This window comes from Peribacillus simplex (assembly GCF_900156045.1).
In the GTDB taxonomy this organism is placed as follows: Bacteria; Bacillota; Bacilli; order Bacillales; family DSM-1321; genus Peribacillus; species Peribacillus simplex_D.
Genome location: NZ_FTMX01000022.1, coordinates 1 through 13,848, shown reverse-complemented (window position 1 = coordinate 13,848; position 13,848 = coordinate 1). Strand labels below are relative to the sequence as shown.

At 35.3% G+C, this 13,848-nt stretch carries 15 protein-coding genes and 1 pseudogene; 6 read left to right on the top strand and 10 right to left on the bottom strand.

Annotated features, from left to right (window positions below):
- Positions 1-377: 377 nt before the first annotated feature.
- The 4 genes from BW986_RS28925 to BW986_RS30555 all read right to left on the bottom strand — a co-directional run bounded on the left by BW986_RS28925 (position 378) and on the right by BW986_RS30555 (position 2,454).
- Entirely contained in the window at positions 378-827 is a 450-nt protein-coding gene (locus tag BW986_RS28925) for a MarR family winged helix-turn-helix transcriptional regulator (RefSeq protein ID WP_076373245.1), read from the bottom strand.
- Positions 828-871: 44 nt separating this feature from the next.
- Entirely contained in the window at positions 872-1,639 is a 768-nt protein-coding gene (locus BW986_RS28920; protein ID WP_076373243.1) for a pirin family protein, read from the bottom strand.
- A gap of 30 nt (positions 1,640-1,669) precedes the next feature.
- The gene (locus BW986_RS28915; protein WP_076373241.1) at positions 1,670-2,026 is read right to left on the bottom strand and encodes a DoxX family protein; all 357 of its coding nucleotides are present in this window, start codon (positions 2,024-2,026) and stop codon (positions 1,670-1,672) included.
- Positions 2,027-2,178: 152 nt separating this feature from the next.
- Entirely contained in the window at positions 2,179-2,454 is a 276-nt protein-coding gene (locus BW986_RS30555; RefSeq protein ID WP_076373239.1) for an ester cyclase, read from the bottom strand.
- Positions 2,455-3,012: 558 nt separating this feature from the next.
- Between BW986_RS30555 and BW986_RS28905 the strand changes: the two genes are divergently transcribed.
- From BW986_RS28905 to BW986_RS28885, 5 genes are all read left to right on the top strand, one after another.
- On the top strand, positions 3,013-3,858 hold the full coding sequence (locus tag BW986_RS28905; RefSeq protein ID WP_076373237.1) for a MerR family transcriptional regulator: 846 nt from the start codon (positions 3,013-3,015) through the stop codon (positions 3,856-3,858).
- Between the two features lie 75 nt (positions 3,859-3,933).
- Positions 3,934-4,362 carry a DMT family transporter gene (locus tag BW986_RS28900; protein WP_076373235.1) on the top strand — a complete coding sequence of 143 codons (429 nt, stop codon included), beginning with the start codon at positions 3,934-3,936 and terminating at the stop codon, positions 4,360-4,362.
- A gap of 17 nt (positions 4,363-4,379) precedes the next feature.
- On the top strand, positions 4,380-4,844 hold the full coding sequence (locus BW986_RS28895; RefSeq protein WP_076373233.1) for a DMT family transporter: 465 nt from the start codon (positions 4,380-4,382) through the stop codon (positions 4,842-4,844).
- A gap of 227 nt (positions 4,845-5,071) precedes the next feature.
- A complete protein-coding gene (locus tag BW986_RS28890; RefSeq protein ID WP_076373231.1) occupies positions 5,072-6,019 on the top strand; it encodes an NAD(P)H-dependent flavin oxidoreductase in 948 nt (315 codons plus the stop codon).
- Positions 6,020-6,305: 286 nt separating this feature from the next.
- A complete protein-coding gene (locus tag BW986_RS28885) occupies positions 6,306-7,226 on the top strand; it encodes an arginase family protein (protein WP_076373229.1) in 921 nt (306 codons plus the stop codon).
- A 344-nt stretch (positions 7,227-7,570) separates the two neighbouring features.
- Here the strand turns inward: BW986_RS28885 and BW986_RS28880 are convergent, their stop codons facing one another.
- Entirely contained in the window at positions 7,571-7,987 is a 417-nt protein-coding gene (locus BW986_RS28880; protein WP_076373227.1) for an NUDIX hydrolase, read from the bottom strand.
- A gap of 200 nt (positions 7,988-8,187) precedes the next feature.
- Here BW986_RS28880 and BW986_RS28875 point away from each other — a divergent pair, with 200 nt between their 5' ends.
- On the top strand, positions 8,188-9,666 hold the full coding sequence (locus BW986_RS28875) for a spore germination protein (RefSeq protein WP_076373225.1): 1,479 nt from the start codon (positions 8,188-8,190) through the stop codon (positions 9,664-9,666).
- 507 nt (positions 9,667-10,173) lie between these two features.
- Here the strand turns inward: BW986_RS28875 and BW986_RS28870 are convergent.
- The 5 genes and pseudogenes from BW986_RS28870 to BW986_RS28850 form a co-directional block, all read right to left on the bottom strand.
- Positions 10,174-11,511, bottom strand: a complete 1,338-nt coding sequence (locus BW986_RS28870; protein ID WP_076373223.1) for an MFS transporter — start codon at positions 11,509-11,511, stop codon at positions 10,174-10,176.
- Between the two features lie 66 nt (positions 11,512-11,577).
- Positions 11,578-11,862 carry an ArsR/SmtB family transcription factor gene (locus BW986_RS28865; RefSeq protein ID WP_076373221.1) on the bottom strand — a complete coding sequence of 95 codons (285 nt, stop codon included), beginning with the start codon at positions 11,860-11,862 and terminating at the stop codon, positions 11,578-11,580.
- A 419-nt stretch (positions 11,863-12,281) separates the two neighbouring features.
- Positions 12,282-12,569: pseudogene (locus BW986_RS28860) on the bottom strand (hypothetical protein); the annotation flags it as partial.
- A gap of 372 nt (positions 12,570-12,941) precedes the next feature.
- Positions 12,942-13,343 (bottom strand): type II toxin-antitoxin system death-on-curing family toxin, encoded by a 402-nt coding sequence (locus BW986_RS28855; RefSeq protein ID WP_076373219.1) that lies wholly within the window; start codon positions 13,341-13,343, stop codon positions 12,942-12,944.
- 1 nt (position 13,344) lies between these two features.
- Positions 13,345-13,590 (bottom strand): AbrB/MazE/SpoVT family DNA-binding domain-containing protein, encoded by a 246-nt coding sequence (locus tag BW986_RS28850; protein WP_048689328.1) that lies wholly within the window; start codon positions 13,588-13,590, stop codon positions 13,345-13,347.
- Between the last annotated feature and the right edge of the window lie 258 nt (positions 13,591-13,848).

Below are 13,848 nucleotides of genomic sequence, written 5' to 3'. Positions count from 1 at the left end.
CAGTACCCCTAGTCCTCCATGTAGTGTCATAGCTTCGCTTGTTATACGAGATCTACGTCCCAACCAGCCTCAAACATGTTTCTACAAGTAGGGGGCGGACAGTTTAGTTCACGGGATCAAGTCCCACGCACCCGTACGTCCTACCCTGGCTACTGATATAATAGATTCTATTAAAAAAAGGTCAACCAGTAATTTTTACTGGTTGACCTTATAATACGAACGCACCCGTTAGTTTAAGTACAATATTTCACAAACTTTTTATTATAGAGAGCATTCTGGAAATTGGTCTTATTTCGTAAAATTCAAAAAAACGAATATCAAACACTTTAATTTTAGCGTCTGATATTCGGATTACAGTATACTCCAATAATTTGTAATTATTTAATCTGACTAGCACCTAGTCCAAGCCTTTTGAGAAGATCCATTAACTGTATTTTTTCCTCATTACTTATAAAAGACAAATTTTCAGATATGACTTCAACGTGTTGAGGAAATATTTCTTTAAATAAACTTTGACCTTTGTCAGTTAGAACTACATTTGAAGCTCGACGGTCTGCTGGATTTGGTTCCCTTTTAACAAATTCTTTTTTTTCAAGTTTATCAACAACGTAAGTGATGCTTCCACTAGGAATAGATAATTTTTCACTAATTTTTTGAATTGAGTGGGGGCCCTTATTATAAAGAAGTTCCAGAATCATAAAATTCTCTGAACTAATTCCGTGTCTTTCAATATCTTTAACAACATGACCAAAAATAGTTTTACTTGCCTTAAGCCAGATGCGGAAAAGACGTAAATCAATCTGGCTTTGTTCATCTCCTTGATACATTCACCGAACCTCCTTTTACGACTAACTTTTGAAATTACAATTGGTTATTTTGGTTTTCTGTATAAAGGATAATCAACTTCAGTCGGAACTTCAATTAGGAAGATTCTAAAGTCTTTATTTAATGCTTGAATTGTTACGTCTCCACCCTGTTCTGATTGAACGATGGAAAAATCTTTTTCTGCTAAACGAGTGGGTTCATTCGTGTCTAATGAAAAATCTCCATCGCCTCTGATGGCTAAACCAGCTAATGTACGATTCGATGAAAGGCTATGAATATATACTGTTCCCTTTGGAATGAGTACATCCCACATCTGAGCATCTGTCACGATTTTCATTGGTGAATCATTTCCTAGTATTGTTTTAATTTTAGCACCATCTTCATCCGTTAAAGAAAAATCATTGGAATCGTATTGTGAATAAGTAGGTGTACGTTTTACAGCTTGACTTAAATGTGGTTCAAACCAGATTTGAAAGATTTCCGATGGTTCTTTTAATGCTTCTGCATGATACACACCGGAGCCTGTTTGCATGAGCTGGGCTCCCCCTTCTTCTACAACACTTTCCGTACCAAGTGTATCCCGATGATAAGCTTTACCCTTTATCACATAGGTGATGATTTCAAAGCCTTGATGTGGATGCAGTCCAATTTCTGCTGGTTCCTGAGAATGACCCCAAGCCCAGTAAAATAATGGTCCTAGTCGATTTATTAGAGACCCTTCTCCAGAAAAGCCAATCGGTTTTTGCTCTTTAATTTTACCGTCATCAAACTGCCCGTTCGCTTGATACTGTGGTTTAATAATTTTAATTTCCATTTGTATCCCTCCTATAGATTAATTGTCTACTTATCCAAGCAAAGATCCGAAATTTATAAGTAATACTACTAATCCAAGAATTAATAAAATGATCGGCATCATCATTTGTTTTACAGTATCTTTTATTTTAATATGAGTAAAAACGGCACTAATCATCGTTACTACAATGAATAACCCTCCCCATGCAGCTAATCTCTCGTTCCAAATACCTGCGATAACTAATACCGCTGAAACAACTTCTGCCAATCCTGTAAACACTCTAAACCATCCTGGATACCCATAATGCTTAAATCCTTCCACCATTTGCTTTGATCCGAACTTCATAAATCCAAACATTAGGAATCCTAATCCTAATATAACTTGAAGAATAATTGATAAAACACCCATTAATTTTCTCTCCCTTTATTCTAATATTATTTATCCTAAAATGATATATCTTAACTTCAGGATAAATATATCCTAACATTAGGATATATTTTATGTCAACAAAAAAACAACCCCATTTAGTTGAGTTGCTGTTAGTTATTTACTATTCATGGTTATTTGTCTAGTTTAAAACCTATTTCCATTGCCAATTTGATTTCTTCACACATGTACCACATATCAGAAATTTGTCCATCATCATTAAATTCAAAAATACCAACTTCATCCCACTCTATACTCTTATTAGTAGCAGGCATTCCAACAAATGTACCCTTGTGTGTTACATAATAATGAAACTGTGCAATTACCTTATTTCCTTCTGCAACAACATATTTCATTTCAACTTTTTGATCACTTAATGCACCGTGAAGTACAGCCCAACCTTCCTTCATCCACTCTAAAAAATTCCCTTTTTTCGGAATTGCATCGCCAGTAGCTTCATAAAGAGCCGCAAAACCAGCTCTATGTGTAACAGCATCTTTCGACTACTTGACGAACGTAATCTACATCGTTAGTTGGTAATGCCTCAGTAATAAATTTTCGAACAATTTTTTGTTATTCTCTAGTTTATTCAAAATAGTTCCTCCTAAAATCACTTTAAATATTTTTTGCTTAATTAGTAGTAGCGCTCTACGACACAAATCGTAAACCCTATAGTAAAAATAGGGTAAACTCTTTTATTCCGTTATTTTTAGTTAATTTTTTACTGATTCTCGATTATCAATATCAAATAGGTAAATTCTATATACCATCAGGATTAGTATAATGAAGATTAAATATTCTTATATTAACTCCTAACAAAAGGAAATCCCTTCTTAATTTTAAGGGTAAAACTAATTTTCAATAACATGTCTATTTTCCAAATTCAGTTTATATAGCCTTTCATTTGTAATCGTGTATAGTAAAAGAAAGATTTTTTAAGAAGTAACAGAGAAGAAAGGATAAGATTTATGAAGCAATATTACTCCATTGGAGAAACAGCCCGTCTTAACAACATCTCCATTCAAACATTACGCTATTATGATAAGATTGGCATTTTCAAGCCTTCTTATACAGATCCGGATAATGGATATCGATATTATCATGTTAAACAGTTCTTTTATTTAGATATTATCAAGTATCTAAAATATATCCGAACGCCATTAGAAGATATCAATCGTATCATTTCAAGTAAATGTACCCCTGAACATATGCAAAGCTTTCTTGAGGAACAAGAAAGCGTGATTGAGCAGGAAATGGAGAACCTTGAACGTGCTAGGCGATTACTTCAAAGAAGAAAGAGGCAGCTTAACGAACAATTAGAAATATGTGATAAAAAGGAAGAGGGCTTAATTTATTTTCGCCATATAGAAGAACAAACCATTTTAAAAGTGGGGACGCCCCAAGTTACCCCTTATGATCCACCAGACTTGTATGTCCGAAAGTTGGCTGACGTTCTCGAAGAAAGAGGAGATATGGTGGATAACTATTATGGGTTCATTTATGATTTAAAGTCTTATAAGGATTCTCATGATATTTATTTCGACAGTATTTATACAACTATTTGTAAAGGAGAAAAGGTAAGTAGAGAAGGAGAAAACATAAAGCTAGATACACTCCCACCTGGTGAATATGTATGTATTGCCTTTGATTGGTCTACCAAACATTATGATTCATATTATCAAAAACTTTACCACTATATTGAATCTCATGGCATCCAAACCGATGGAAAGGTATATCAAGTTTCCCTTCCTATCAACTACAGTTCATCAAGAGAAGAACAGTTCCTCACAGAATTAAAAGTACTAAAAAAATAATTCACCCTTGACCCTATAGTTGCTATAGGGTCTATTATTTGTTCCATAGTTCATAAAAAAAGGAGGCTTTATGTAATGCGTTATATTTCTTATCTATTTGCCTTATTAGCAGGAGCAGCCCTTAGTTTTGAGGGAGGTATATATGCTGAACTGGGAAAGCACATAGGAAAATTGGAAACAAGTTTTTATAACTTTTTTATAGGTACAATCCTTATAGGATTAATATGGATTTTTTGGGGGAAAGGCAAACTTTCGTATACTATACAAGCACCAAAGTGGTCCCTTCTTGGAGGGCTTTTAGGTGGTATTTATTTAACTGTCATTGTTATCAGTGTGCCATTTGTTGGTGTAGGAATTACGATGGTCTCCGTGATGATTGGTCAATTATTCATGAGTATGGTTTTAGAACATTTCGGTTGGCTCGGAAGTAAGATGGCAAGGGTTAATAAAGAAAAAATCTTTGCAATCGTGGCAATGGTAATTGCATTAATTTTGATTAACTAGGGGAGGAAAAACAAAACATGGGTACGATTATGGTTGTATTAACTTTAATAGGCGGTATTTTATTAAGTGCTCAATCTTCTATAAATGGTATGTTCAGCCTTAAAGCCGGCACGATTGAGACTACGCTTTTGACTTTTATTACGGGCTCAATGTTTCTTGCGGTCGTCATTATATTTTTCGGTTCTGGAAAACTTTTGAATATATTTGATGCACCCAAATGGCAATTAAGCGCAGCTTTACTGGGTGCTCTATACGGGCTTTTAATTATTGCAGCTGTCCCAAAAATCGGGGTTATCGCAACGAATATAGCAGCAATTGCGGGGCAGCTTATAATTAGTTTGATTATAGATAATTTTGGTTGGTTTAATAGCATGGTTATACCTTTAGACTTAAACCGAGCTATTGCCCTAGTGTTTATACTTGTAGCACTTTATTTCATTTATAAAGGAAACAAACGATCAAATGAAGAAACTGATGCTTAACCTATTTAAATAATAAAAAAGCGCTGCACCCTTTACTTTTATGTTTGCATCACTTTTCATACCATATTGGTATACAGGATCTATATATCTGATAACAATTGCTCACTAATAGTAAAAAATTAACATTACGAATAAAAAAACAAAAGAGTTGACCCTATTCCTACTATAGAGTTTATGATTTGTGACGTAGATTTCCAAATGAAAAATAAAAACGAAAGGGGATTATTATGGAAAAAAACAACAGAATATGCGATATATTGGGCATTCAATATCCTATTGTACAAGCAGCTATGAGCTGGATTACGGATGCGAACATGGTGGCCGCCGTATCTAATGCAGGAGGCATGGGAGTTTTAGGACCTAATGCTGGGGCAAAACTTGAGGGATCTAAAAAGATTAGTACAGAAGAAAGACTTCGTAATGAATTACGTAAAATTAAATCATTAACGGATAAACCGTTTGCTGTGAATATTTTCTCTCCAGAAGAGGGTACGGATGATGCGTATACACAAACCGTCCTAAAGATATCCTTAGAAGAAGGAGTTAAAGCATTCCTAAGTGTTGGCTTTGTTAACAAAAAATTATTTAAACAAATTAAAGATCATAATGCCACGTTAATTCACCGTGAATTGACGCCTACACCTGAAGCAGCAAAAAACGCAGAGGATGCAGGTGCGGATATCATTATTGCAACAGGCTATGATGAAGGCGGATGGATTCCTCAGAACCAAATTGGAACCTTCTCCATCGTCCCAACGATTGTAGACGCAGTGAATATTCCTGTAATGGCTACTGGTGGAATTAATGATATTCGTGGTGTAAGAGCTGCATTTGCTCTTGGCGCAGAAGGGGTTTATGTAGGAACCCGTTTTATTGTATCAGAAGAATGTCCTGCTTCAGACATTACGAAACAAGATATTATTCGTTCAAAAGCGAAGGACCTGGTTTTTGTGTCGTCACTTCAACGTTCCACACCACATAAATTAGCTCTAGAATTAGAGCGTAGATATAAAAATGGAACACCCCTTGAAGAGGAAATGAGTCTTCGACCGGGAATGCTAGAAGGAGAGCTAGATGAAGGAATCGTTTCTGTGAACACGGCTATCGATGTGATTACAGAAGTAAAGAGTTGTGAAGGCATCGTCAAAGAATTAATGGCGGATTTTATTCAGTAATTACACTCAAAATTTGTTGTTATATAGGAGTATTCCTTCAGACGTTAAGTTTGTACTGTTACTTAACTCCTTTGTCACTGAAGGGATGTTCTTTTTTTTCATAACGTTTTTATAGGTTTACGAGTGTGATTAATGTTTTATTTATCATCACTCAGAATAGATTTCAAAGATTGAAAAGCAAAAGAAAAAATGTAAAAAAACCAGAAAGAAATTGACCTTATCGTTACGATTACGGTTCTTTATATGACTTTTATGAGAATTGTGAAATAGGAAGGAAAGGTGCTATATGGTGAAAAATAATAAAGATACGAAAAGTAAAACCCTTCGATTACTGATGCCACAATGGCAAGGTGGAAACAATCCTCCATATGTACTTGGAGCTCATTTATTAAACTGGCTTGCGCCTAAAACGAATGGTCCCTTTGAAGAAGTACCTGTCGATTTAGATTCAAGCCTTGAAGTAGAGCAGGGTATTGTTGCTAAGAGTATCTTATTAAATCAAGCACGTTCTGCCAAAAGTTTAATTCAAAAGCACTGTCCTGATAATATCATTGTTCTTGGTGGGGATTGTGGTGTAGAACTTGCTCCTTTTGCCTTCTTAAACGAGAAATATGATGGGGATACTGCTTTGTTGTGGGTTGATTTACACCCTGATGTTTCAACTCCTGAGGATTTTCCAAACCATCATGCTCACGTACTTGCTAATTTGTTGGGGATTGGCGATAAGGAATTCGTCGCAGAGGTACCTCGTCCATTTAAACCAGAACAAGTATTATTTGTAGGATTGAACGATATGATGGAAGCACTTAACTCTAAACCGTTACAAGATATAAAAATGGATATCGCAACTCCAGATGATATTAAAGAAGACAGTTCTAAGGTACTTCAATGGCTGGATTCACGTAATCCTTCTAAGGTTATCGTTCATTTTGATTTAGATGTTCTCGATTTACGTGAATTTCGCTCCCTATTAGTAGCTAATCCAGCTACTTATGAGAAAATGAAGGAGCAAATTCCACAAGCCTCTAGTATAGAAACTATTATACGGGTCCTTCAAGATGTAGCAAAAGCTCATCAAATTGTAGGGTTAGGTATTACAGAGCATTTCCCGTGGGATGCAATGGCATTGCAAAATATGTTACAGCGCTTACCTTTAATAGGTGATATAAATAAAAAAGACAAATCCATTGTACACTGGACATTATAAAAATGTTGTAAAGAAGCATTGTAAAAAGTTATTGATAAATTATAAATAAACAATATGGTTTAAGCTGATTTTCTTATTTAGGAGAATCAGCATTTTTTTAGTTATTGAAATATTGTATTTAACAATTTTATTTTTGTTCCGTTACTATTTTTTTAAATCTGTGAAGAAAATTCCAATTCATAGGTATCTGTACCATTTTTCCATTGTGAACTTAGTTGTCTTTTCTTATGGAGCTATCCTGCCCCGATAGTTGCATAAAGAAAAAGCTCCCTTTTAAAGACAGCTCCGATCCTAAGCTAAAGCACTCGTTAGTTAATGAAGATTCTATGTTATAAATTTGTTTATTAACATTCACCCTGAAAAGTGTAAGATGACGAAGATATTAGTAATCTTTCTACTCCATCTCTATGGTAAGGCATTAAGTTATTAGCAGTATTTATGTCCACCCATTTAATCTCAGCAATTTCATTCCTGTCTTCAATTGTAATTTCTCCATCAATAACTTTTGTTCCAAATGTAATCATTAAACCGTGATGTCCTTGCTTTGAAAAAAATGCCTCATTAACCGCAATAATACTTCCTACTTCAATTACTAAACCTGTTTCTTCTCTTGTTTCCCGAATAACAGCTTGTTCTAAGGTTTCTCCTATTTCAACTGCCCCACCTGGTAGTGACCAAGTTGAATGCTGATTATTAACCATTAATACTTTTTCTGTTATTTCGTCATAAATTAACGCATATACAACATCTACTCTCTTCACACCATACCACCTCTAAATTTTCTAATATATATTCTAACACTTTGCTTCAATTCACTGCTTTATTGAATAAACCTGCCACGATAGTTGCATAAAGAAAAGTGCCTTAAAGACAGCTCCGATCTTCAGCTAAGCACCCATTAGTTCATCAAGAAAAATCCCTTTAATTTACATAATTTTTTCAAAAAAATGAACATACTAAGATGACACTGTATACAAAGGTGGTTAGGGTAATCAAGAAAATACTTACGAGTCTCCAAGAAAACACAAAACAGCTAAAGGAAAGTTTCAACGACACAACTGATTTTAGAGTCAGGAAATTAAAAATCGGGTCTAGTCGTTCGCGAATGGTACACCTTATTTATCTTGATGGGGCAGTAAATAAAGATAGCTTGCAGGAAAACGTAATTACACCCCTATTAGATTCAACGAAGGAGACCATTACAAAATACTCCCTTATAGAGGATGTTTCAGAGAATATTATTAAAATAGCAGAAGTATTCGTTGTGAAAGAGTATAAGGAATTAACTGATGCCATAGTAAACGGTGGAACCGTTATACTATTTGAAGGCATTGAATTAGGAATTATAGCTGGGACTACACAGTTTAAAGAAAGAAGCATTGAACAAGTTACCAGTGAACGCTCTCCAAGAGGGTCACGTGTTGGCCTCACCGAAAATCTTAATACTAACATTAGCTTATTACGTGGAATGGTTAAGACACCAAGTTTTTGCGTGGAGTCTATGAAAGTAGGAACATTATCCGATACAGAAATTTCCATCCTCTACATAAAAAAAGTAGTGGACCAGAATGTATTAGCGGAGGTAAGAAAACGTATTGATAAGATTTCCGTTAACTATGTTCTGGAATCTATGACAATTAAAGAAGCAATTGAAGGTGGATCAGTTGCACTTTTCGCAATGTATGAGGACTCAGAACGCCCCGATATTGTTGTATCTTCATTATATGAAGGAAAAGTTGTGGTAATTGTAGATGGGAATCCATACGCCATTATATTACCTGGTCTATTTATATCAATGTTTCAAGCACCTGATGAATATAATCAGAAATATGGCAGGCTAATGAATCGGATATTAAGGTTTATAGGCTTTTTACTAACCATTTACATACCTAGCATTTATGTGGTACTTGCAAACTTTTATGCAGACGGTTATCCAGATAAAGTAACAAAATCCCTTCTAACAAACGATGAACTGCTTCCTGCATTTTGGACGATGTTAATACTAATTGGCTTAATTACCATCTTAATTGACGTTACTTTTAGGGTTCCTCAAAGTACAATTATACTTATCTCGTTGTTTGCTACCATTGCAATCGGAGAAACAGCAGTCACAGCTAAGATTATTCATCCTACAAGTCTAATTATCATAGCAATAGCTTTTTTATCAGGTTTCCTAATTATTAACAAGCAATTGGGGGCAGCGATAGCAACACTTCGTTTGTCATTTTTAATTGTTGGAAATTACTTTGGAAGTTCAGGAATGATTATAGTTACAACGCTATTAATTATCTATATGGCCAATCTACGTTCTGCCGGAGTCCCATTCCTGTCGCCACTACTACCGTTTAAACTTGAAGAATTAAAAGATACGTTGTACAGGGGAAAATTAGAGAAATTAAACAACAGTAAACATAGCTTTCCAAACGATAACGATAGCTAATAAAAATGAAAAAACCATCAAAGAGAAATTACGGTTTAGTTAAATCGTAATTTCATCTTGGGTTGAACTAACCTGCCCCTTTAGTTCCATAAGAGAAAGCTGCCTTAAAGACAGCTCCGATCTTCAGCTAACGCACCCTATAGTTTAAGTGAAAATCTTCACAATCTTTTGTGTAGGAGCATACAAAAAAGACGCCTTCTTACTAAAGAAAAGCGCCCTTTTGGGGAATAAAAAAATTTATTTCTGAATTAACGAAGTCAACATTTTCAAAGTGTCTTTATCAGTTAATCTTTAGGATTAATGATGGCCAAAACCTGATGGTCTTCCCACTTTCCGTTTATCTTAGCGTTTTTTTTTAGCAATGCCTTCTAGGGCTATCTCAGGTGACAATATGGATGGAATTATTGTGACCGTGTACGAATGAAAGTCGTCCAAGCTAAAAGAACCATTCAAAAGGTTTTAAGCACTAAAAAACTGGCTAGAGAATATCTAACCAGTTTTTTAAGATTACAGTTGACGTGACTGCTTTATCTTCCTTGAAGAGACTGGAATGCTGCTCACGCATGATAATAGCAATGCTACAAGTAATAGACTAACGAAAAATCCAAAGCTCAGGCTGAAACTTGATGTCACGTTTAGGATTCGGCTCGCTATTGAAGGGCCAAATGACATTCCTAAAAAGTTGATTAAGTTATAGATCCCCAGCCCCATTGCACTTTTTTCCTTCTGTATCGTGTGGGGAATATCAATATTGATGACAATGGTAAGGATTGTAAAGCTTATATTAATAAGGGCAACGCCAACACTAGCCACTGCAAATTGGTTTACTCCAAAGGTGGCTAATAGCAGAAATCCAATGAATTGAAGGACGACAGCAACGACCAATCGACCATTCCCTTGGATGCGGGTTATAGCTGGTCTTATTACGAAGCTCAGCAAAAAGGAAAAGATTGATATCCCCGCCAAAATAAAGCCAGTTTTCAAGGCAGAGACATGAAACTGCTGTCCTGCTAATAACGGAAAAAGAAAAATAATTCCCACCATGGCAGCACTATTAATAAAACTAAGCAAAAGGAACCGATTAAAGGCATAGAATCGAAAAACTGACAGATCCATAAATATCCCGACATCTTGACGTTTGCCATGAATCCCCATAAAAAATACAGATATCACTGTAATGATTAGCAAATAACCATTTAATTTGACTCCTAAAATAAACGTCACGACAAAAGTCAATAAATAAAGGAAGCCTAAAAAATCAAACGGTTGGGTGAGCTTCTTATGATTGGCATATCCGGAGGGCACAAACAAAATAATTCCTAGCAACGTAAAAATAGCCATACTCATTAATAAAAATAGGGAGTGCCAGCCCCAAAAATGAGTAAAGAAGCCTCCGAGCAAAAATCCTATTCCTGAACCAAGTGATAGACAGGCACCTATTAATGTTAGAGCCAGATTGCGTTTAGGGAAGGTGAGATACTGATTCGTCAGGATCATGGATAATGCAATAAACGAGCTACCACCCGCTGCTTGAATAATACGGGCCAAGACCACAACGATAAAATCATTCGTCGTGTACCCTATAAGGGAACCTGTAACGAATAAACTAATTCCAAAAATCAACAAACTTTTAATTTGAAAATAAGAGGCTAGCTTACTATAAGTAATCGAACCACAGGCAATCACTAAAGTATAGGAAATAACCACCCAGCTAATTTTGGAAGCTGTCACCTCAAGCCCATTCATCATTTCAAATAAGGCAACATTAAACAGAAGTGAATTGGCTACCCCGGATAAAACGATTAAACATAATGTGATAATCAACCTATTCTCTTTTTGATTCATCTATTTCTCCTCCGTTATATCAAAGTCATAAAACTTTAGAACTAATAACCAAAAAAGGAGGCTACATTAAAGTGTAGCCAAAAACCCAGGTAAATAGCGGGTGAATGTCTCCTCATTTAATGAGACATATTTTATGACACCCTCACGGTCAATCTTCACCAGCTCTGCTTCGGATAAAATTTTTAAATGATAGGAACCATTGGACTTACTTACACCTAAACTCCTTCCTATATCCGTACACATCGGGCGATTGTTTCCGTAATACAATAAGCGGATGATTGCGATCCTTTTTTCATCTGCTAAGGCATTAAATATTTTTTTTCGTCGCGTATCGTTTTGTTCTAAAGTCATATGACTATTATATTATTAGAATTCAAATTGTCAACTTCTTTGCCGAATACTTTCTTGGATTTGGCCGGGATGCACAGATTATCAAACCAGTTCAACTAATAGAGCAGCTACCTTTTGGGTTTACTGTATTATAGAATGTAATTAAATCGTTTTCTTCTTAAAACTCCCACTTTTCGGGTATATCTGTTGAAAACCAATCTTCAAAGTTAATTGTATTGAATTTCATTGTTTTCTTAACTCCTTATGGGATTTCGAATATAATTCAGTCCTTATTATTAAGATTCCTTGTTGAACTAACCTGCCCCGTTAGTTCATCAAGAAAATCAACAACATTATTTAACAGAGCTTAAATAAAAAAACACAAAAAGCCCCGTTTTTTTGGGGGCTTGTTGTATTTGCTGATAGGACTCCAAAATGCTATATAATTGCTCCGTTTCATGAGGAAGAATGTTGAGATGTAAGAAAAAATCCATGATTGGTCCTATTGATAAGGCATTTAGAAAGGTACCAATACTAATATACTTCCTATCAACTACAAAGGCGATCAGCACAAGTACTAAACCACATATGACACTCCACGTCCCAATCGTGAACCCGAACCGCTGGAACAGGGCGACGTTTTGAACATTTACCGCAATCGCATTCCCTAATCCAAAGAAAGTTAAACCAAGAAAAAAAATAAAATACCGTAATAGCCTAACTGCCATCTCTTCACCTCTAAATCATATCCATCTACTTTAGATGAAGATGTCTAAAAGAACAAGATGATTTATGAAATTCAGATGTTACTCGGTATTTCAAAAGCAATACTGACACGCCAGGTGAGAGAATTTGAAGAAGTCCAGATAATCACAGAGAAGTATCTTTAAAAAGTTCCTCCAAAAGTAGAATTTTGGATAAAAACCTTTAGGGCAAAACTCTATCGCCCTTCTTTTTGGCTGAGAAGAAACTATAAATTCTTTATAAATAATAGAAGAAAGTCGTCCTATTCTCTCGAATAGGTACTGAACGGATTATTCATTTGTTGCATATCTTCAACTTTATATTCGGCTTGAATGCTACATGAACCTCAAACCCTTTTATAAAGCCTTTATGTTCTCTTGGATGACTCTTGCGATAGCTTTAAAATCATACTTATGGTTGACGACATCTACAACGAAATCCTGTTCTTCTTCAATTCCCATTAACCATTGATAATGATTGATCTTCAGAAACATAATAAGGGAAGCGAGTGCTGTCCTCTTGTTGGCATTGTGGAAAGCATGATTTTTTGAAATGGATTCGAATAAGGCTGCAGCCTTTTCATGAATAGATGGGTAAGCATCATTCTCGAAAACAGTTTGTCTGGGTCTGTTCACTGCAGAATCAAGGAGACCGGGATCTTTCACTCCGATTTGTTCAGTAGGAGAATAAACTTTTATTTGAATGGCATTGATAGCAATAATTTGATTAGTGGAAAGATAGATAATATCCAACGTCATATTATCTATCCACCAATCCCTTGAATGCTTCGTCATGTTCTTTAATAACATCTGATAACATTTCCATAAATTCTGCATCTACACCTTTAGGTAATTTCACATTTTTATTTTTCCTTAAAATGATTTCTTCACCCTTGAACTCAACCTCTAATTCGTCTCCAAAAGCTAAATTTGCCGTTTTCAACATTTCAACTGGAAACGTTATACCCAAGCTATTTCCGACTTTAGTTAATTTCCTAATGGCCATTATTCATTACTCCTTCGAAAGAAAGTTATAATTGTTATTACTATTATAACATAAGTTTTTACGGTTTATTCTACTTTTATCTGGAATCTGTTATTTTTGATTACACAAAAAAAGCTTGCAGATTTAATCCCCAAAAGGGAACTTTCCCCAGAAACCGGGATCGGTTCTCAGCATCCCCATTATGAAAGCTTTTGTCCTATTGATAATTCGTTGATCCCATGCCCTTAATTTTTGTTTTTACATGTATGTTTATTTTTG